The organism is Streptomyces sp. NPDC104309 (genome assembly GCF_055584025.1).
Genome location: NZ_JBVJMV010000002.1, coordinates 171,995 through 190,012, shown reverse-complemented (window position 1 = coordinate 190,012; position 18,018 = coordinate 171,995). Strand labels below are relative to the sequence as shown.

The following is an 18,018-nucleotide window of genomic DNA, read 5'->3' as shown; positions in this document are numbered from 1 at the left end:
AGTAGGCATGTTGACCCATCCCTCAAGCTTGGTTCTCTAAACAAAGGAAACCTTAGACAGTTGACTGGTTTCCCAAATCGGGGTAGCTTCAGTTTAGCGAACGAACGGCCTCCGGCGTACACCCCAGGGCATTCTCCACCACCTCTTTACGTGGCCAGCACCTTCCAGCTCCTGAGCGACCCTGCCTCGCGGCAGGCCGCCGTCATCGCCCTCTGGCCCTTAGTCCATCCAGCGAAGAACAACCGCACGGCGGGATCGAGCATGAAGCATTCTGCGCAGATTACGGGAGAAGGAATGGAACGGGAAGGACACGGCAGTGCTGTCGCGACCGTTCGTGATCTCTTCAAGCAGTACGACTCTCGTACCGTATTGGACAGAGTCAGCTTCAGAATCCTGCAGGGGGAAGTCTTCGGACTGCTCGGGCCCAATGGGGCGGGCAAGACGACACTCCTGGAATGCCTGACGGGGCTGCGCAGACCGACCTCTGGATCCATCGACGTCATGGGATCCGACCCGTCGTCCAGAGATGCGGCATGGCGCCGGATGGTCTCCGTTCAGCCCCAGGAAGCCACACTCTTCCCACAGTTGACGGTGCGTGAGACCGTCGAGTTATGGGCCTCGTTCTACGAGGATCACGACGACGTCGACGCAGTACTGGAACGCGTCGGACTTCTGGACGAGGGGCATCAGCGCGTGAAGGCGCTGTCCGGCGGACAGGCGCGGCGGCTGCTTCTCGCAGTCACCGTCGTCGGTCGCCCGCGCGTACTCGTCCTGGACGAACCGGCCGCCGGACTCGATCCCCAGGCCAAGGAACACCTGTGGGACGTCATACGGAAGCACCGCGACACGGGTGGCACGGTACTTCTCACCACGCACGACATGAACGAGGCCACAGAGTTGTGCGACCGGGTGGCGGTTCTCGTGGGTGGGCGTATGGCCGCCTGTGACACACCGGCCCGCCTGGTCTCGGAACTCGCGGACAGCAGCACCGTGACCTTCACTACGTCAGCGGACGCGGACCTCAGCGAGATCAACGCCTTCCCTGGCGTCACAGCAGTGGAGAGCACTGCCGACTCCGAGGGCCGGATCGCCGTCCAGGTGCGTACGACGATCGGCGATCAGACGTTGAGGCGTATCGCTGCCGACCAGAACCTGCTCGCCACCGATCTCGGTGTCAGCAAGGGCGGGCTCGATGCGGTCTTCCGCAGCCTTGCCGCCGACGGACCAGCGAACGAAGGCAAGTCTGAGAAGGGGAAGGCGGGACACTGATGAGCGCGATGACCCCCGCATTTCGCCAGATGGTCAAGACGAACTCCCGGGAGCTCTTCCGGGACGGCAAGACAGCGTTCTTCACCCTGGTGTTTCCTCTTCTCTTCCTCGCGATGTTTCTCGGTCTGGGCACTCTGACTGCGGGCAGCTCTTACCGCATGGCGGTGATATCCACATCAGAACAGACGGCACCCATCGGCCATTTGAAAAAGGTCGATGGCTTCCACGTGGAGAAGTGGAAGAAGGCAGAACCGCCCCGAACCGGTGACCTGGCAGGCTACGACGCAATCGTGAGCGTCACATCGACATCAGCCACCGTCGTCATCGACCCGGGGAAGTTCGGTGCGCTGAAGAATCTACGATCTGCTCTCTCGGACAGCGGGATCAGTGAAGCGCACATGAGCTTCACCACGCCGGAGGGCGGAGCCCCCTTCGACCCGCTCAAGGCAGCGCTGCCGACGGGGCTGCTCATGGCCTTGATGTCCATCGCCTTCTTCGGTACCGCGACTCCACTGATCGCCCTGAGGTCACGGGGCACACTGCGGTTGCTCGGTACCACTCCGCTGAGCCGGATGACCTTCGTACTCGCCCAGGCGCCTGTCCGGCTTGCACTGGTCGCCGCACAACTGGTGATACTCGGAATTGTCGCAGTCTGGATGGGCTTCCTTCCACTCGCCGGCACACTGCGACTGATGGGGACGGGACTGCTCGGCGCGGTCATGCTCTTCGCCTTCGGCTACCTGATCGCATCTCGCATGCGCAACGCCGAAGTGGTGAACGGTCTGCTGGGCTTGCTGATGCCCCTCATCCTCTTCTCCAGTGGGTTGTTTCTTCCCATGGACATGCTGCCTTCGGTGGCGGAGACGGTCTCGAAAGCGCTGCCCACGACCTACCTGGTGGACGCGCTCAACCATGACCTCAACACGGCCGCATCCGCCCACAGCCTCACTGCCGACTGGCTGATCCTCCTGGCCGGCGCGATCATCTTCGGCGGGCTCGCAGCCCGACTGTTCCGTTGGGACCAGGGAGAAGGACGATGAATACAGCTGCACTGCAGGCCGGGCTCGGTCGTCTCACCGACCTGGACGTTCTGGTGGGCCCCTACGGAGTCGTGGAGAGAACCCACAGGCTGCCCAACCACCCCGGAGACCCTCGGTTCCCGATCTACTCCGCATCCCTCGGCGAGATCGGCCATGTCGCCGACAACGTCGCCGAGTCCACCCGAGGACGCAGCGCCCGAGGCGAGATGGACGGAGCCGGTGGCGCCGCCGATCCGGAACGAGCGGCCCGGCTGAGCGTCGCCGAGGCTCTGGAGCGCTACGCCACCTCGGTAATGCAGCCCGCAAGCGTGATCTGGGCGACCGCGGAGGAACTCGGTGAAGATGCCATCGACCTGACGACACTGCCCCGCTGCTCCGAAAGGGAGCTGTCCCACCCCAGGGCACTCACCTTCGACATCGACACCACGTCACCGATGCGCTGGGTCCGTGGGTGGTCCCTCACCCTGGAAAAGCCGCAGTGGGTGCCCTCGGTGGGGGTGTGGATGCACATCCCGCCTCAGTCCAGGGGCGAACGCTACGCAAACCCCATCTCCACCGGATGCGCCACACACACCGACCTCGCCCAAGCGCTGGTCAATGCGGTGTGCGAGGTGGTGGAGCGGGACGCGATCGCACTGACCTGGTACCAGCGCCTGGCGCTCCCGCGGATCGAGTTCGATGCCGTGCCGGAGAACCTGGCACCGTTCCTGAAGAAGTCTCGCAACAGTCTGGTGGAAACGGTCTTCTTCGACGCGACCACCGACCTCGGAATCCCCACGGTGTACTCGGTCGACCTCACCCCGCACAACGAAGTGCTGGGGCAGATGGTGATGTGCAACACCAGCCTGGATCCGGCCGATTCGATCGCCAAAATCATCCGCGAATCCGCGTCGTCGCGCATCGCCATGCAAGTCCAGCGCGAGATGCCGGACTCCGTGGACGACTTCCTGCACGTATTCCACGGCGCCTCCTACATGGGACGCCCGGAGCGACGCGGGGACTATGACTTCCTCCTTGAAAACGACGCCCGCCGCCCGTTCGGCATGATGCCCACCTTGACCAGCGGTGACAGCGGACAGGACCTGGCTCTGCTGGTGAACCGGCTCAAGCAGGCCGGCTGCAATGTCGTCGCCGTGGAGTGCACGACGGACGAAGCCCGCGACGTGGGGTTCAGGGTGGTCCGTGTCATAGTGCCGGAGCTGATGCCGCTGTCCTTCACTCACCGGGCCCGCTTCCTGGCGCATCCCCGTCTGTACGAAGCGCCGGCTCGTATGGGGTATCCCGTGCTGAGCGAGGCGGAGATCAATCCGCTGCCACAGCCCTTCGCCTGATACGCCGACAGATACCCCATGCCCCAGGAAGGCAATTCCATGACGAAGGTGCACGTACTCGCAGTGGGTGACTTCGGGTCGGCCGTGGCAGACCGGTTGCGTCCGGAGCACCACGACATCGCGGTGACCTCGGACCAGAACAGCGCTTTGGAACACTCCTCCCTCTGGCCGGCGGCACAAGTCAGAATCCTGGCCTCATGGCGAGAGACCCCCAGGCTGGCGGAGATCCTGGATGCCCGGTCGGCCGACTGGGGCACCATCTGGTTCCCCGTAGTCACCGAGCACCCCCGGCTGCGCATCGGTCCTGTGGTCGTACCCGGCGAAGGCGCCTGTTACCGCTGCTTCCGGCGAAGGCGCAGTCAGCACGAGCGAGACGGTGCGCACACCGCCACCCTGCATGCCCATTACGACACCTTCCCCACCTCGGGAACCGGCGGTTTCCTGCCCCATCACGTGGACATGGCGGCCGGCATGGCCCTTGACGTACTACGGCGCCTGGAGGCGGGAGAGTCCGCCCAGCTCGCCGGAAATGTACGCCACTGGCATGTCCTCGAACAGCACGTGACGGGCGCGCACGTGGTCGGTGTGCACGGATGCGACCGCTGTCGCACTTCGCCGAGGGACCCGGCCACGGCGACCTGGGGAGAGCTGGCCCGGGACCTGGCCCCCCTCCTGACATCCCCCGGTGAGTCCGCTGCATCCGCCCACGGTGGCCCCCTGACTGCACCGTCGATATCCGCTCATCAGTGAGGTAGCGCGCCATGGCCGACAACAGACTCGTATCCGCGGAGGACATGCGACGCGCCGTCGCACAGGATCCTCAGTTCAACGCCCCCGTCCGCCCCGCCCTGTGCCGTGGCCTGGTCGTGGTGCCCTTCACGGACGGATTACTGGTCGAAGGCGGGCCCACACGGCAGGTACTTCGCGGCGCCGCCACGCGTGAGCTGATCCCCAGCCTCCTTCCTCTGCTCGACGGCACGAGAGACGCGGCGGAGGTGGCTGGGCTGGCCGAAGTCCCCGTACAGCACGTCGAACAAGCTCTCGCCCTCCTCTACACCTGCGGGCTTCTGGAAGAAGGCACAAGCGCGGGAGACCCCGCGGCCGACACCCCCACAGCCGTCTTCCTGTCACGCAATCTCGACTCCACGAGGGTCAACCGCAACGCGTCCGAAGTGCTCCAGCGGCTGAGAAGCACACGGGTGACCGTGATCGGCGACAGCGAGAACGGAGCGTTGCTCCAGGAGAGCCTGATCGCTGCCGGGTTCACTCAGGTCTCCCAGGGGCCGGACACCCCCGAGGACGAACCGGATCTCGTGGTCGCGGTCGGCGACGGTGTGGAAACGGATCTGCGTGCGGTGGGCCAGTGGTGCGCGGCCCGCGGGATTCCGATGCTGCCGGCACATCTCAGCGGCTCCACGCTGGATCTCGGTCCGTACATCGACCCCGCGTTCACCGTCTCCTACGACGATGTGGAACGCCAGCGCGCCGCGGCCACCGCTGTGAAGCAACAGAACTCCGTGCGGAACGAAACGGCTGCACGCACCATGGCCATTGCCATGATCACCAATCAAGTGACGGCGATCGTGGGGCGTGTGGGCTCCATCGTGGTCCTTCGCGGCCTCGTCCGAACCGACCTGGACGCGTGGCAGCAGGACCTGTACGTCATGGCTCCGGTCCCGGAGCAGGCGGACAACAGGTCGTCACTCACCACGGCGGGCGTCCCACTCGCCGTCATGTTCGAGACCTCGGTCGCTTTCCCGCCTCGGAAACTGTTGAACCCTCGGGACCACCAAGTGCATTACAAGCCGGGCAACGTCGCGCTGCAGCACGAGAGCAAGCGCTGGCCGAGCGCGTACACGCTCGCCCTTCCGACGGAAGGGGTACTGCCGCAAGCGCCGCTGGAACCGGCGATACCGCCGGTGATCAACCAACTCGACCTATCCCATTTGGCGTCGCTGCTGCTGGTGGCCGCCGGACGCAAGGACGAGGCGGGTTCGGCCCGGAGCGTCGCCCGGTGGTCACCCACCGGAGGAAATCTGGGTTCGGTGACCCTTCACGCGGTCGTCCGGGACGTGACAGGTGTGCCGTCCGGCATGTGGGGTTACGACGCGACGGGCCACCGTCTGGCCCAGCTGCCCGCTGCCATGGACCTTGCCCAACTGCCCGGCGCCGGGTGCTCAGCAACCATTGTCTTCACCGGTGCCCTGGCCCGCGTGGCGTCAAAGTACTCCACCTTCGCCTGGCGAATCGTTCATCTCGACGCCGGTGTGGCCATCGCGCAGCTGGTCCATGCGGCACGTGCCCTCGGCATCTCGGCTCACCCGATGGACCGTTGGGACGATGCGGCGCTCGCCGCCGCCTTCGATCTCGACCTTGATGCCGAGCCCATCACGGGCGTGCTGGAGCTCCGCCCCTTCACCACAGACGAGGCCTGATCCATGCAGACGATCTCTCCGCTGCCCGCGCTTCTCGACTCCCAGGAAGTCATGCGGCAGTTACAGGTGCGCACCCGGCTGGACGCCGAAGCCCTGCGCACAGCGCCCGCTGCACCGGCTCCCGAACTTCGCGGGGCGCTCCAGGCAGCCGGTGCGACGCACCACGACAGGACCGCCGCTGTTGCCGCACCACCGAGTGAGCAATCGCTGGAAGCGGTACTGCGCCGCCGGTCGTCGGTGCGTACCTATGCCTCGCAGTCCGTCCCCGTAGAAGTGATCGCGGCCGTGGTCGAGCGTGCTGCGGCGTTCGACCGCCTTGCCTGGCCCGACCACGACGCCGGCGCCGAACTGGAGTTTCTGGTGGCGGCCCGCAACGTAGCCGGACTGTCCACAGGCATCCACCTCTACTCGCCGACGAGCGGTGAGTTCATCCGGCTCGCCGATCTGCCGGCCGGTGAAGCGGCGGGAGACCTGGTCCTTCAGCTGGAGTTCGCCGACGCGCCGGCGATCGTGATGGCTTGCGGCCCGATGGCAGCCTCCCTGGACCGCCACGGTGAACACGGCCACCGGCTCCTGCTGGCCAGGGCCGGCGCCGCCTCCCAGACAGCATGGCTCACGGCCCTGGACCGCGGGCTGGTCGGCAGCATCTTCGCCGGCTTCCTGGCCTCGGCGCTCAAGCCGCTGGTGCCGGCGGACGGCTACCGCAGCTCACAGCTGCTGGCTTTCTCCTGCGGCTACCCGCTCGCTGCCGACGAACTCTGACAGCGACAACGTCACCCCCCAAGACTCCGTGCCCGAAAAGGGTGCGGTCAAGCGGCGGCTTCCTCTCGTGTCGACCGCCGATCACTCAAGACACCACACAAGGAGCGGCGTAATGCCCAACGAGACCGACATGCTCATCGACCTGTTCGCCGAGGACGCCTCCCTGACGATCGACGCCCTGCCGACCGACGCGGCTCTGGCATCCATCTCGACGGTGGGTACGTTCGGCAGCCTCGGCGGCTCCACCATCGGTACCGCCGCCACCGCCAGCTCCCAGGGCTGACCACCTTCCCCAACCCGCCATACAGGCAAGGAGCATCACAGTGAACGACACCGCAATCATCGACCTGTTCGCCGAGGACATCGCCGGCGACCTGACCGCTGAAGTCCTCGACGACGCGGCGCTGCTGGGCACCTGGGGCTCGATCGGCACGTTCGGCAGTGCCACCTGCCCCGCGTCCACCGCCTCGACCGGCGGCAGCGCCTCTTCGGCGGGCTGACCCAGCCACGGCAGGCAACATGCCGGCCGTCCATCCATAAAAACACCGAGAAAACAGGAGCATCAACATGTACGCAGACAACAACGCCCAGGACGTCATGGTCATCGATCTGTCCGTTGAGGACATGACTGTGGAGCCGCTCGCCGACAGCGCCCTGCTCGGCACCGCCGCGTCCTTCGGCACCGCCGCCTCGGCCAGCTGCCCGGCTGCCTGTGTCGGTACCGCCAGCAGCGCCTCCTCGGCCGGCTGATCGAGATCCGACGCTGACCCCCTGCCCGGCCGGCACAGTCTCAGTGTGCCGGCCGGGCAGGGTCCTCAGCATTATCCCCCTCAGGAGGCCACCCATGCGATCCACCGCCGCGGCTACCCCGCCCCAGGAAACCGCGCCAGACGACAGCGACTCGAAATCCGCGGACGTGAACACGACGGACACCGCATGGCTGGACACCGAGCCCCTGGCCTTGAGGGACACCATCGAGCAGACAGTGGGCCTCGACGGAAGACCACTGCTCTTCGACGCCGAAACCGGCAAATACGTGGCTGTCTCCCAGGCAGGCACGGTCGTTCTCAAGCTCCTGACCGAGGGTGCCACAGCACGGGACGTGGTCCGTCGGGTGGCCTCGTCATCGTCCGGAGACCCCGGCCTCATCGAGACAGCAGTCGTACGTTTCCTGACCGAGGTCAGACAGGCTGGCGTCCTGACGCTCGAACCGCAGGAGCAGACTCGCCGAGAGCGGGTCCTGAAGTATTCGCTGCAACAGAAGATGCCACGCAAGGCACTGACGAGTTCAGTTCACGTCCTGCTGGAGCCCCTGGCCCGCCTGGTTCAGAAGTCGCGTGTCTCGATTGTCGTCGCCGCGTGGACAGTTCTGACCCTCGCCGGCTTGGCTGCTGCCGGTTACGCCCTGGCCGAAGAGGGCATGCCGTCCTACTCATCGTGGTCGTGGCTCGCAGCGCTGCTGCTCATGCTCCAGATCGCTGTCCATGAGCTGTCGCACGCACTGGTGTGCCAGACCCTGCGCGTCCCTGTCAGAGAAGCCGGTATCACTCTGATGCTGTACGTGATGCCGGTGGCGTACGTGGACCGTACGGACGCCTACCGGGTGCGCGGCCGCGCACCCCGCGCGCTCATCGCGCTGGCCGGTCCCATGAGCGATGCCATCTGGGCAGGTATCACCGGTGTGGTCCTGCTCGACAGCAGCGGGGCGGTGCACGACATCGCGGGAGCGCTGCTCCAACTCCAGTTGTTGCTGATGATCGTGAATCTCAATCCGCTCCTGCCGTCTGACGGGTATCACGCGCTGGAGTCCGCCATGGGTTCCGTCAACATCCGTGGCCGGTCCTTCGCCTACCTGGTACATCTGGTCACCAGGGCCCCGTTGCCCAGTCACCTCTTGGCGAGCAGCAAGCCCAAGCGCGTCGGGTACTGCGTCTTCGGCATCGTGTGCGGAATCTACGGTCTCCTCATGGTCGGGTTTGTCCTGATGTGGTGGTGGCATCTCGTCGAAGGATTCATACGCTGATGACCACCCAACCGACCGTGCCCCTGCCCCTGCCCCTGCCCCTGCCCCTGGAGAACCACTCACCGGTTGATCCGGCGACAGGCGTCCTCGCTCCCGTCCTCTCCAGTTGTACAGTGCACCGGATCAATCAGCTCCCGGTCGAAGCGCTGGACCTTGATCTCTCGCTCACCTCACAACAGCTGGAGCGTGAGACCGCACTGGAACAGCTGCTCAAGGAAGATGCCGGGGCGTTGTCCGACGCGCTGCATGAAGCGATCCCCACGCTTGAGGAAGCACCCGCCATCCGGCGTGCAGCCCTTGAACTACGCCGAGCCGTGCACAACCACCGGCCCGCCAAGCTATCGGCGGACGTCGTCCAGTCGCTGCCGGAGAGCTTCGACGGCACCACTGGTCGCATGGTGGCGCAATGGCTCGACAACATGCGAGAGCTGACCGCGCTTCGCATGCACACCGACCAACAGTACGAAGCAGAGACTGCACTGGCGACGAAGCGACTCCGGGATGTACTTGCCGATCAGCGCTTCGAGCAGGGCCTCTCCCATGCGAGCCCCCATCTGCTGACTCATCTGACATCCAAGGGTCTCGAACCGAACAGCAAGGCAGCTCGCTCGGTACTCGGGTATGTCTCCAGAGCGGCGCTCAAGACCAGTCCCTTCAGCCGCCTGACGGCCCTCGCCCTCGACGGGCAGCATGCCGATGGGGCCGGTCACAGCTATGCCGACCAGCAGCACGTCCGCAGCTGGGTGGACACCCTAGCGCGGGACGAGCGGTTCGCGGCGGCATTCCAGGTCGAGCCCAACCGGTCGGCCCGTTACGTCTCCGGTCGCCCACACCTGTTGATGCCCTCGTACGGTGGCTCGGGCGACGCCGCCTGGCGCACAGACACGCTGGTCGACGCATCCCTCTACAGCACGCTTTCGGAAGAGTTCGCCTCGTGGCCCCGGATGACCATTGCCGAGAGTCTCGTCCGGATTGGCGGCGAAGACCCGTTCGGAGGATTCCTGCGCCTACTCGACACGGGCTGGATCTGTCTCGTGCTCCCCTGGACCACGGGCGAACAGAACCCTCTCCAGGCACTTGCCCGGACCGTGGAAACAGTCCGTCACCCGGCTGCTCAACGCACCGCAGAACTGCTCGGGCAACTGCAGAGCGGAGCAGCGGGACTTCATCTGCTTCCGGGAAGCGAGCGGGTTCGGACTGTCGGTCGCCTCATCTCGGCTATCGGGTCGGCACCGGAGGGCGATCCGCAACCGTCGGTGCACTTCGCGGTATATGAGGACGCCGTCTCGGATATCCCGCTGAGCCTGCCGGCTCAGCGGATTCAGGAAGACCTGGTCGAGCTGGGCGAATTGATCCGACCCTATATCTTTCGTTCGCATGTGTACGACTGGGTTCGGGACGAGTTCGTTGCGCTGTACGGCCGAGGAGGATACTGCGCGGACGCTTACGAATTCCTGTGGGCGGTTGCGGCTGCTCCTGGCTTCGAAAACAAACTTTTCCAGGCGCTTCAGCTGGACCACCGGGATTCAGGTCGCCCCACGGACCGGGCGTGGCTGCCTGTGTCCGCCAGCAGTGCACCCCCCACGGCGGGCACCCTTTATCAGGTCGCGGCCCAGTCACCCGAGGATATCCAACTCGGTCGGCACCAGACCATCGTCAATCAGTACAACTCGGGGGTCGGAGGGCTGATTGCCCGGTTCCGTAAGCAGTTGGATTCCTCGAAACCCCGCCGCGGAGGCCTCACGCAACAATTACAGGACTGGGTGACGGAATTGTTTCCGCAGGCCGACCCACACCAGGTCACCTTGGCCGGCGACGTCAACGGCATGCATGACGCGGCCGACGGGATACTGCCTCGGCTGCGCTGGCCGAATGAGCCCTGCAGACGGGACGAGTCGCCACATTCTGATGTGCCCTTCGAAATGAGGCACGACCCGACCACTGGCACCCTAGAATTCGTAGGGCGAGAAGGTGGAACAATTGCCCCGGTGTATTTGGGCGTTGTGCCTCAGCATCTCGTCCCAGGGGTCGCACGGTTGCTGCTCTGCCTCGCCGACCCGTGGGTCAATGGTTCCCGAATGTGCTGCACACGCAGCCCGATTGACGTGACTCCACCGCCTGTCGACAAGGCCATAGAACTGATTCCCCGCAGAATACACCGTCGCCTCGTGCTCGGGCGGCGCACTTGGCGCTTTGATCCGTCCGCGCTGCCCCGTCCCGGTGCCGGTGAAGCTTCTGCAGCGTATTTTCGGCGCATGCACCAGTGGCGCAGCGACCAGGGAATCCCGGACGAGGTGTTCATCTCTGTCGAGTCCCCATCACTCCTTACAGAAATGACACCATCCAGCGGAAAGCCATTCTGGCTGTCTTTCCGCAGCCCTCATGCAATATGGGCTGCCCTCAATCACATCGGCAAAGCGAATCAGGCGACAGCCATCCGCCTGTCCGAGGCATATCCGGATCGGTCTTCCTTTTGGGTCCGCGACGAACTGGGGCGTCATCACGCCGCAGAACACGTTGCACTGATGCGGTGGGAACGTCCTTCCCCGGGAACCCCTCCTTGTGCTGAAACGGGGCGCGCGCGCATGGGAGAAAGCCGATGAGCAATGCTCTGCTTGAAGCGGACTGGTGGTACGCGCGTCTCTATCCCGGCGGGATCGACCGTCTGGATCTGGCGATTTCCACATGCCTGCCCCCGCTCGCCGAATTGGCGGTCGCGCACGGCGCCGATCGCTGGTTCTTCATCCAGTACACCGACTGGAAGGGCCCTCATATACGACTCCGGGTCCATGGGCCACGAAGCGTGCTCGACCAGTTGCATCGCCGACTGCCCCACCTTGATTCGGAGCTCAAGCAGTTGACACGCCGGCCGGTCCCGAGCCGTGGGGCCCTGGTCCCGTTGGAGCTGCGCCCCTTCAGCGGCCGGCATGCGGGAGCTGATGTGACGGTCTATGAACCCGAAGACACCAAATATGGGGGGCCGGACGGTACGGAACTCGCCGAGGTCCTGTTCCAGCGCTCCAGCGACCTGGCCTTGTGGGCCAGTCGACTTCCACGGCACCCGGACCGGGCGGCGCTGGCTGTGCTCTTGCTCAATGCGTCTGCGGCAGCAATTGATGTACGCGGACGAGGCATTGGCGTGCCACAGTTCTGGGAGCGGCACCTGGCCTGGTGGACTCATGACGCAGGAAGGGAAGGTGAAGGGCTTCGCACTCAGCTCCGCAGGCTCGCAGATCAGGACCCCTGGGGAATCGTCCAGAAAGTTGAACTCCTGGCCTGCGATCCGATAGTGAAGGCGCACACCAAGAGCTGGACAGAGTCCCTGTCAGAATATCTCGCTCGCGCCTCGGAGAAGCACATACCTTACAGTGCAGGCCACTTGATCTTTCATCAAGCGCACATGATGTGCAACCGATTGGGAATTCTGCCTCGCGAGGAGGCTCTCCTCGGGATCAAGGCCGCTCGGTTGAAAAGTCTGCTGGATGCAGAGATCTAGACGGCTCGGCGTCGCCGGCGCGCGGCTCCGGCCATCCCACGGACCTGAGCGGTCTGGACGGCCGTCTCGCCCCCCCACTGCCGCAACCGCAAGCAGTTGCCAGCGCTACGCGCAGCTTTCCTGCACAATGATCGAGTGACGAACAATGAGGAACTCAAAGCCCCGTCCGTCCCTACAGGGTTGGTCGTAGGCATGCTGTCAGGCATCGTTATCGGGTTACTGGTCGGGCTGTTCATCGTGGACAACGTCGGGCTGGGTATAGGCGTTGGCATCGGCATCGGCAGTGCGATCGGTGTGGGGATCCCTGCGGCTCGGCTGTGGGCCCGTCGATAGTCGGTGGCAGACTCGCCGCAGAACCAGTACGGGAAGCGCGCGGCTACGTGGTTGCCGTATCCGGCTCCACAAGTCGCTGCGCTCCCCGGTGAACCACACACAGTCCGATTCCTTCCGCCGTGAACGGGCAGCACCCCCGGCCCCTGTCAGGCTCAGGGCCCACCGGGACAGCCGACGCCACGACGGTCAGGCGACAGCTCAGCGCCACCGCGGCACCACGCACTGGTACCTCGGCGATCCGCAGCCACGGCGGGTCGTCACCGCTGAGCGGTCCGGCCGCCCGGTGCGGCCGGACCAGCTCGATCGTCTCGCGCCCGTCGCCCGCCTCGGCGACGACCTCGATGTCGGGAACACCCAGCAGAATGGCGGCGACACCGGCCCGCGCGATGGCCTCGTCGTGGGGAAGGCGCCCGTGCGGTGTCGAGTGGGTTGAGGGCCCGGCCCAGCGTGCGGCCAAAGGCGTCCCAGCAGGGCTTCGCGACGCGCGTCTCGGCGCCTTCGGGAATCCCTCGGCGCACCACCGGCCCGCCGTGTTCCACGAGGCCGTGCCCGCGCTCCTTCATCGTTCCCCCTCACCCGAGGAGCCGCTGTTCCGTCACGTACGTTCGGGTGCAATACGTTCACTTCAAGAACGAACGATTCGGCCCACACCGTGAACGGCAAAGCCTCCGTGTCCTCTTTCTCCGTTCACCTTCGACGAGTACCACCGCGAGACCGGAGACACCCGGGACGTGTCGGCCGACCGTTGGCGTTTCATCGCCAAGAACTACACCGCTGACGCCACCGCGGACCTGCGCGCGATGTACGGCATCCCTGTCCTGCCGGCGCTGGGCGGCCATGACATCAGCGTGGACGTCGCCGAGACGGAGAGCGCCCACCGCCGGCTGCCTCCGCGCGAGACCCTTGAGGTGAAGCACTTCCCGGACGCCTGGTACACGCTGGTGAAGCACGACGTCGAACGCTCCGGGACCAGGCTCACCCCAACCGCGCTGTTCGCCTCCGGGCCCTGTTCGCCGACGGGTTCCTCACCGGCCGGCGCCGCCCCCTGCAGGATCTGCCCGGCTACCGGGCGAAGTTCCCTGCTCGTACGCCGGACCGGTCAGGGCCTGCACCTGCGCGTACGTAGGCCCTCCACCGGCCACCGGCCTGCCCGCCCGGATGTCCGCTGCCGCGCCCAACGCCGCCCCGAGCGCCGTCCGGAACAGCAGCGAGCCGAGGCTCACCCGACGTACCCCGAGGTCACCGAGTTGGCGGACAGTGAGACCGGAGGGCGCGTAGAGGATGTTGAGAGGGGTTTCGAGCCGCTTCACCAGGGTGGCGATCTCCGTGGCATCGGTCAGCCCCGGCACGAACACACCGTCCGCGCCCGCCTGTTCGTATGCCTGGAGTCGAGACGTCGTCGCGGCCTTCTCCCGGCCGCCCAACCAGTACGTATCCGTACGGGCGTTGACGAACAGGTCCGGTACGGCGGCCTTCACCGCAGCGATCTTCGCCGCGTGCAGCGCCACCGGAGCGAGGGTGCCGTCGCGGCGGCCGTCCTCCAGGTTGATGCCGACCGCCCCGGCGTCCGCCAGTTCACGGGCCAGTCGGGCCACCTCGTCGGGGTCGTCGCCGAACCCGGACTCGGCGTCCACGGAGAGCAGATACGGCCCGGTACCGAGCCGCCGGGCCAGCAGCAGCGTCTCCGTCCGGGTCGCTCCCGCACCGTCCGGCAGGCCCGCCGCGGCGGCCACTCCCAGGCTGGTCGTGGCGATGGCCGAAAAGCCCTGCCCGGCAAGGGCGCACGCCGAGGCATGGTCCCAGGCGTTGGGAATCAGGAACGGCGGGCCGGACGAACAGTGCAGGGCGGCAAAGGCGGTGGCAGGGGCGGAGGCGGTAGCGGAGGCTGGGCCGATCGCCGTGGTGCCGGGTGCTGTGACGTCGGGCGCCGCGTCTCCCCTCGCGCCTTCCCTCGCGTCTCCCCTCGCGTCTCCCCTCGCGTCTTCCCCCATGTCTTCCGGCAGCGCGGCTTCGACGGGCGTGTTGTCCGGTGTCATGGCTTCGCTGTCCGGTCCGGGCAGGAAGCGGGTGCGCCGCTCGCCGTCAGGTCCCCCACGGAGTCGGCGTAGTACGCCGATCCCTCCAGATGGAAGGCGAGTTGACGGAACGTCCACCCCTTTCCGGGCGACCGGTCGAGCTGATCGGGTGTCAGCGCTTCCAGGCGGTTCGCCCAGATCCTGGCCAGGCGGACCAGTCTGCTGCGCGCCTCGTCGAGGTCGGCCTCGGTGAACGGGGCGAGGTCCGCCTCGGTCGTGGTGGCCGAGGCGTGCCAGTGGTCCGGCTGCGTCTCCTCACCCACGAGTCTGGCCTCCATCTCCGCGAGATGGTCGACCAGGTGGTCGGCGACGCGGCGGATCGCCTTGTGCGGGGTGTAGATCCGGTCGTCGGCGGGGATGGGACGGCCGTCCCATCCGGTCCAGGTGCCGGCAAGGCCCAGCACGTGGTCGACCATGGCCGTCAGGACCCGCGCGGGGTCGCGGTCGTCGGTCACCGGGGCGTCGTCGAGGGCGTCGGGGGCGTCCGGCGTGAGCAGGCCGGACGCGTCAGGTGTGTGCGATGCGTCAGATGCGTGCAGTGCTACGGGAGCGTCGGTCGTGTGCCGCGCGTCGGGGCCGTCAGGTGCGTGCAGTGCGTCGAGTACGTCGAGGGCGTCGGGTACGTGCTTCGTGTCCGTCATGCCTCGACGCTAGATCCGTAACGCTTCGGTCCCCGCCGAACCGTCGTCGGCGCTTCTCGGGGTCAGGACGACGTGACGTCCCTCGACCGCGGGCGCCGGCCCGGCGAGGCGCAGTTCGGACACCAGTAGCCCTCCTGCTGGATGAATATCCATCCGAGCTCCCCGATGTACGGGGAGGCGACGGTCGCGCTGTGCAGCACATGGCCGAACAGGTCGGTCTCGATGTCCGGCGGCGGCTCCGCGATGACCAGGTCGAACACGGCCCGTGACTGGCAGCCCCGGCGGTCGCACGCGAGGTAGAACCGCACAGGGCCGGGCGGCTCTCCGTCTGTGGTCAGGCTCATACGTCCACTATGGCCGCGGAGTCGGCCCGGCGATGCCGATTCCCGGCCATCGAGCCACCGGCCCCGGATCTCGTCCTCGACCGGGTGGCTCCGGGGCCGGGTTCAGCGCAGCTCCTCCGGGCACGGTGTGCCGGGTGACAGCTGGTAGGGCGCGGCCAGCCGGTACACGCCCGGCCGCGGCGCGAGCAGTTCCGTCCACTCGTCGCCCTCCGCGTCCTCCTCGACCTTGATCAGGCAGCCGTTGGTGTTGACGAAGGTCCGGGGGGTGTTCTCGTCCTCGCGCTGCTTGGACGCCTCGGTCTCCTGAGGCCGCTTCACGCTCTTGCCCTTCTCGTCCACCAGGGCGAGCCAGTGCGAGTACGGGATGCGGATCAGGATCCGGCCGGGCTTCTTCACATGGATGGTCAGTTCGCCGGCGCCGGCCCGGTCCACCGTGGCCGGCGGGTCCGCCAGCGGTACCGGGCTGTCGACCGCGAAGAGCCGCCAGTTGGCGTCCGACCAGATCGGCTTCAGGTACGGCAGCCCCGCGTCGACCAGCTCCGCCTCCTGCACGGCGCCGCTGGAGTCCGGGGTTCCCTTGGGCAGCACCACGTAGTGCACCGCCCAGCGGTCGAGCCACTCGCGGTAGGCGGCGCTGTTCAGGGTGTCGTCGTAGAAGAGCGGGTTGCGCTCCATGTCCGCCTGCCGGTTCCAGCCACGGGCCAGATTGACGTACGGCGCGAGCGCGGACGCCTCCCGGTGGCTGCTGGCGGGCACGACCTCGACCCTGCCGCGCTCCGCGCCGACCTGCTGCAGCTGATTGACCAGAGGCGCCAGCTCACGCGTCCAGGAGGCGGCGGGGGCGGTCCGGACGATGTCGTCGACGCTCTTGAAGCCGATCCAGAAGTTCAGCCCGACGAACGCCAGAACCAGTGCGTACCAGCGCCGGGAGCGCGGCTTCGCGTACGGCAGCGCGGCAAGCAGCACCACACCGGCGTACAGCATCGCCATCCGGGTGACGTTCGAGCCGATCTGGGAGTCGATCACATAGGTCATCAGCGTCCCGACGCCGTACACGGCGGCGGCGGTGCGGACCGTCTTCCAGTCGCGCGGTACGAGGACGAAGACGAGGGCCGCGAAGAGGAACGGCAGCGACAGGGTCGCGAGCGACATCGGCTGCGTGCCGGAGAACGGGAACAGCCACGCGGACAGCGCCACGACCACGACCGGCGCCAGGCCCAGCGCGTACGCCCCGGGGCGTCGTTTGTTCAGGAAGAGCGCGGCGGCGACCACGCCGAGGAACAGTCCGGCCACGGGGCTGCTCGCCGTCGCGAGGCCGGCGAGCGGGGCGGCGACGGCCGCCTTCGCCCACCGCTTGTACCGCCAGCGGTGCGGCCAGCAGAACACCGCGGCGACCGCCCCCACCGCGAACATCATGCCGAGCCCGAACGTCACCCGCCCGGACAGCGCGTTGCAGAGATACGCGAACAGCCCGGCGAGCGAGCAGGCGAGCGGATTGCGCACGGCCCGGACCCGGACCAGGATCAGCGCCGTCAGCGCCGCCGACACGGTCCCGGCGATCATCATCGTCGTCCGCACGCCGAACACCGACATCAGATACGGCGACACGACGCTGTACGAGACGGGGTGCATGCCCCCGTACCAGGCGAGGTTGTACGCCGTACCGGGATGCCGGCCGACGAACTCCGCCCAGGCGTCCTGGGCCGCGAGGTCGCCGCCGCTGTTCGCGAAGAAGAAGAACCAGAGCAGGTGCGTGACCGCGGCGACCACGGTCGTCAGCAGGACCGGGTGGCGGCGGCAGCGCTCCTTGAAGCGGTCGACCCGGCCGCTGCCGCCCGGCGCGGGAACCCGTGCAGAGCCCTCGGCCGAGTCCGTACGGGCTGTACTGCGCTTCGCCCGTGTGGGCTCAGCAGTGGTCACTGCGACTCTCCCCGTCCTCGCCCGGACGTGTCGGAACCGACGAATTACTGCACGGGCCTCATGGCCGGAAGACGCGTTCCGGGGCCCACGCGTTGCTTCCGGGACGCTAGCACGCGGCTTTTCTCCCTGTCCGGAAAGGTTCCTTGAAGCGGGAAGTTCACAAAGTGACATGCAGTAGTCGTTCGAGATCACCAGCTCACGAACGACCATGGAGTTCCCATGCACAGATGGCAGGCACGCACGGCAACTCTTGCCGCCGCCGCAGGCGTGATGGCGCTCGGCACCAGTGGTCACCCCCGCATACGCAGCTGCGGCCGATCCGGCCGGCCTCTGCGGTTCGGGCTACTCG

At 66.7% G+C, this 18,018-nt stretch carries 18 protein-coding genes; 13 read left to right on the top strand and 5 right to left on the bottom strand.

What is annotated here, in order from left to right:
- Nucleotides 1-60 precede the first annotated feature (60 nt).
- The 13 genes from ccmA to ACZ68L_RS02560 all read left to right on the top strand — a co-directional run bounded on the left by ccmA (nt 61) and on the right by ACZ68L_RS02560 (nt 12,689).
- Complete coding sequence (ccmA, locus tag ACZ68L_RS02620; protein WP_469573594.1) at nt 61-1,269, top strand: heme ABC exporter ATP-binding protein CcmA; 1,209 nt, start codon at nt 61-63, stop codon at nt 1,267-1,269.
- The gene (locus ACZ68L_RS02615; RefSeq protein ID WP_469573592.1) at nt 1,269-2,309 is read left to right on the top strand and encodes an ABC transporter permease; all 1,041 of its coding nucleotides are present in this window, start codon (nt 1,269-1,271) and stop codon (nt 2,307-2,309) included. The genes ccmA and ACZ68L_RS02615 overlap by 1 nt, the downstream gene beginning before the upstream one ends.
- Nucleotides 2,306-3,640, top strand: coding sequence for a YcaO-like family protein (locus tag ACZ68L_RS02610; RefSeq protein WP_469573590.1), 1,335 nt, complete (start codon nt 2,306-2,308; stop codon nt 3,638-3,640). The genes ACZ68L_RS02615 and ACZ68L_RS02610 overlap by 4 nt, the downstream gene beginning before the upstream one ends.
- A gap of 39 nt (nt 3,641-3,679) precedes the next feature.
- Entirely contained in the window at nt 3,680-4,390 is a 711-nt protein-coding gene (locus tag ACZ68L_RS02605) for a TOMM precursor leader peptide-binding protein (protein ID WP_469573589.1), read from the top strand.
- 11 nt (nt 4,391-4,401) lie between these two features.
- Nucleotides 4,402-6,075, top strand: a complete 1,674-nt coding sequence (locus ACZ68L_RS02600) for a nitroreductase family protein (protein WP_469573587.1) — start codon at nt 4,402-4,404, stop codon at nt 6,073-6,075.
- A gap of 3 nt (nt 6,076-6,078) precedes the next feature.
- Complete coding sequence (locus ACZ68L_RS02595; RefSeq protein ID WP_469573585.1) at nt 6,079-6,837, top strand: nitroreductase family protein; 759 nt, start codon at nt 6,079-6,081, stop codon at nt 6,835-6,837.
- Nucleotides 6,838-6,949: 112 nt separating this feature from the next.
- Nucleotides 6,950-7,120 (top strand): thiocillin family RiPP, encoded by a 171-nt coding sequence (locus tag ACZ68L_RS02590; protein ID WP_469573584.1) that lies wholly within the window; start codon nt 6,950-6,952, stop codon nt 7,118-7,120.
- A 40-nt stretch (nt 7,121-7,160) separates the two neighbouring features.
- A complete protein-coding gene (locus ACZ68L_RS02585; RefSeq protein ID WP_469573582.1) occupies nt 7,161-7,337 on the top strand; it encodes a thiocillin family RiPP in 177 nt (58 codons plus the stop codon).
- Between the two features lie 67 nt (nt 7,338-7,404).
- The gene (locus tag ACZ68L_RS02580; RefSeq protein WP_266418116.1) at nt 7,405-7,587 is read left to right on the top strand and encodes a thiocillin family RiPP; all 183 of its coding nucleotides are present in this window, start codon (nt 7,405-7,407) and stop codon (nt 7,585-7,587) included.
- Between the two features lie 94 nt (nt 7,588-7,681).
- A complete protein-coding gene (locus tag ACZ68L_RS02575) occupies nt 7,682-8,860 on the top strand; it encodes a PqqD family peptide modification chaperone (protein WP_469573580.1) in 1,179 nt (392 codons plus the stop codon).
- Between the two features lie 113 nt (nt 8,861-8,973).
- Entirely contained in the window at nt 8,974-11,463 is a 2,490-nt protein-coding gene (locus tag ACZ68L_RS02570; protein ID WP_469573578.1) for a hypothetical protein, read from the top strand.
- Nucleotides 11,460-12,356, top strand: coding sequence for a lantibiotic dehydratase C-terminal domain-containing protein (locus ACZ68L_RS02565; RefSeq protein ID WP_469573576.1), 897 nt, complete (start codon nt 11,460-11,462; stop codon nt 12,354-12,356). The genes ACZ68L_RS02570 and ACZ68L_RS02565 overlap by 4 nt, the downstream gene beginning before the upstream one ends.
- A 135-nt stretch (nt 12,357-12,491) precedes the next feature.
- A complete protein-coding gene (locus ACZ68L_RS02560; RefSeq protein ID WP_469573575.1) occupies nt 12,492-12,689 on the top strand; it encodes a hypothetical protein in 198 nt (65 codons plus the stop codon).
- Nucleotides 12,690-12,732: 43 nt separating this feature from the next.
- On the opposite strand, the gene ACZ68L_RS02555 is transcribed toward ACZ68L_RS02560, so the two are convergent.
- The 5 genes from ACZ68L_RS02555 to ACZ68L_RS02535 form a co-directional block, all read right to left on the bottom strand.
- Entirely contained in the window at nt 12,733-13,146 is a 414-nt protein-coding gene (locus ACZ68L_RS02555) for a hypothetical protein (protein ID WP_469573573.1), read from the bottom strand.
- Between the two features lie 568 nt (nt 13,147-13,714).
- Nucleotides 13,715-14,725, bottom strand: coding sequence for an isocitrate lyase/PEP mutase family protein (locus tag ACZ68L_RS02550; protein WP_469573571.1), 1,011 nt, complete (start codon nt 14,723-14,725; stop codon nt 13,715-13,717).
- Nucleotides 14,722-15,405: a hypothetical protein gene (locus tag ACZ68L_RS02545; protein ID WP_469573570.1), complete on the bottom strand. Its 684-nt coding sequence runs from the start codon at nt 15,403-15,405 to the stop codon at nt 14,722-14,724. Before ACZ68L_RS02545 ends, ACZ68L_RS02550 begins: the two co-directional genes overlap by 4 nt.
- Before the next feature lie 62 nt (nt 15,406-15,467).
- Complete coding sequence (locus ACZ68L_RS02540; RefSeq protein WP_469573569.1) at nt 15,468-15,749, bottom strand: hypothetical protein; 282 nt, start codon at nt 15,747-15,749, stop codon at nt 15,468-15,470.
- A gap of 102 nt (nt 15,750-15,851) precedes the next feature.
- Nucleotides 15,852-17,669: an MFS transporter gene (locus ACZ68L_RS02535; RefSeq protein WP_469573567.1), complete on the bottom strand. Its 1,818-nt coding sequence runs from the start codon at nt 17,667-17,669 to the stop codon at nt 15,852-15,854.
- Nucleotides 17,670-18,018 lie beyond the last annotated feature (349 nt).

What these genes read in the sequence shown, in the direction of transcription:
- ACZ68L_RS02615 (WP_469573592.1), top strand. Translation starts at nt 1,269, where the DNA reads ATGAGCGCGATGACCCCCGCATTTCGCCAGATGGTCAAGACGAACTCC.
- ACZ68L_RS02610 (WP_469573590.1), top strand. Translation starts at nt 2,306, where the DNA reads ATGAATACAGCTGCACTGCAGGCCGGGCTCGGTCGTCTCACCGACCTG.
- ACZ68L_RS02605 (WP_469573589.1), top strand. Translation starts at nt 3,680, where the DNA reads ATGACGAAGGTGCACGTACTCGCAGTGGGTGACTTCGGGTCGGCCGTG.
- ACZ68L_RS02600 (WP_469573587.1), top strand. Translation starts at nt 4,402, where the DNA reads ATGGCCGACAACAGACTCGTATCCGCGGAGGACATGCGACGCGCCGTC.
- ACZ68L_RS02595 (WP_469573585.1), top strand. Translation starts at nt 6,079, where the DNA reads ATGCAGACGATCTCTCCGCTGCCCGCGCTTCTCGACTCCCAGGAAGTC.
- ACZ68L_RS02590 (WP_469573584.1), top strand. Translation starts at nt 6,950, where the DNA reads ATGCCCAACGAGACCGACATGCTCATCGACCTGTTCGCCGAGGACGCC.
- ACZ68L_RS02580 (WP_266418116.1), top strand. Translation starts at nt 7,405, where the DNA reads ATGTACGCAGACAACAACGCCCAGGACGTCATGGTCATCGATCTGTCC.
- ACZ68L_RS02575 (WP_469573580.1), top strand. Translation starts at nt 7,682, where the DNA reads ATGCGATCCACCGCCGCGGCTACCCCGCCCCAGGAAACCGCGCCAGAC.
- ACZ68L_RS02565 (WP_469573576.1), top strand. Translation starts at nt 11,460, where the DNA reads ATGAGCAATGCTCTGCTTGAAGCGGACTGGTGGTACGCGCGTCTCTAT.
- ACZ68L_RS02550 (WP_469573571.1), bottom strand. Translation starts at nt 14,725, where the DNA reads ATGACACCGGACAACACGCCCGTCGAAGCCGCGCTGCCGGAAGACATG.
- ACZ68L_RS02545 (WP_469573570.1), bottom strand. Translation starts at nt 15,405, where the DNA reads ATGACGGACACGAAGCACGTACCCGACGCCCTCGACGTACTCGACGCA.
- ACZ68L_RS02540 (WP_469573569.1), bottom strand. Translation starts at nt 15,749, where the DNA reads ATGAGCCTGACCACAGACGGAGAGCCGCCCGGCCCTGTGCGGTTCTAC.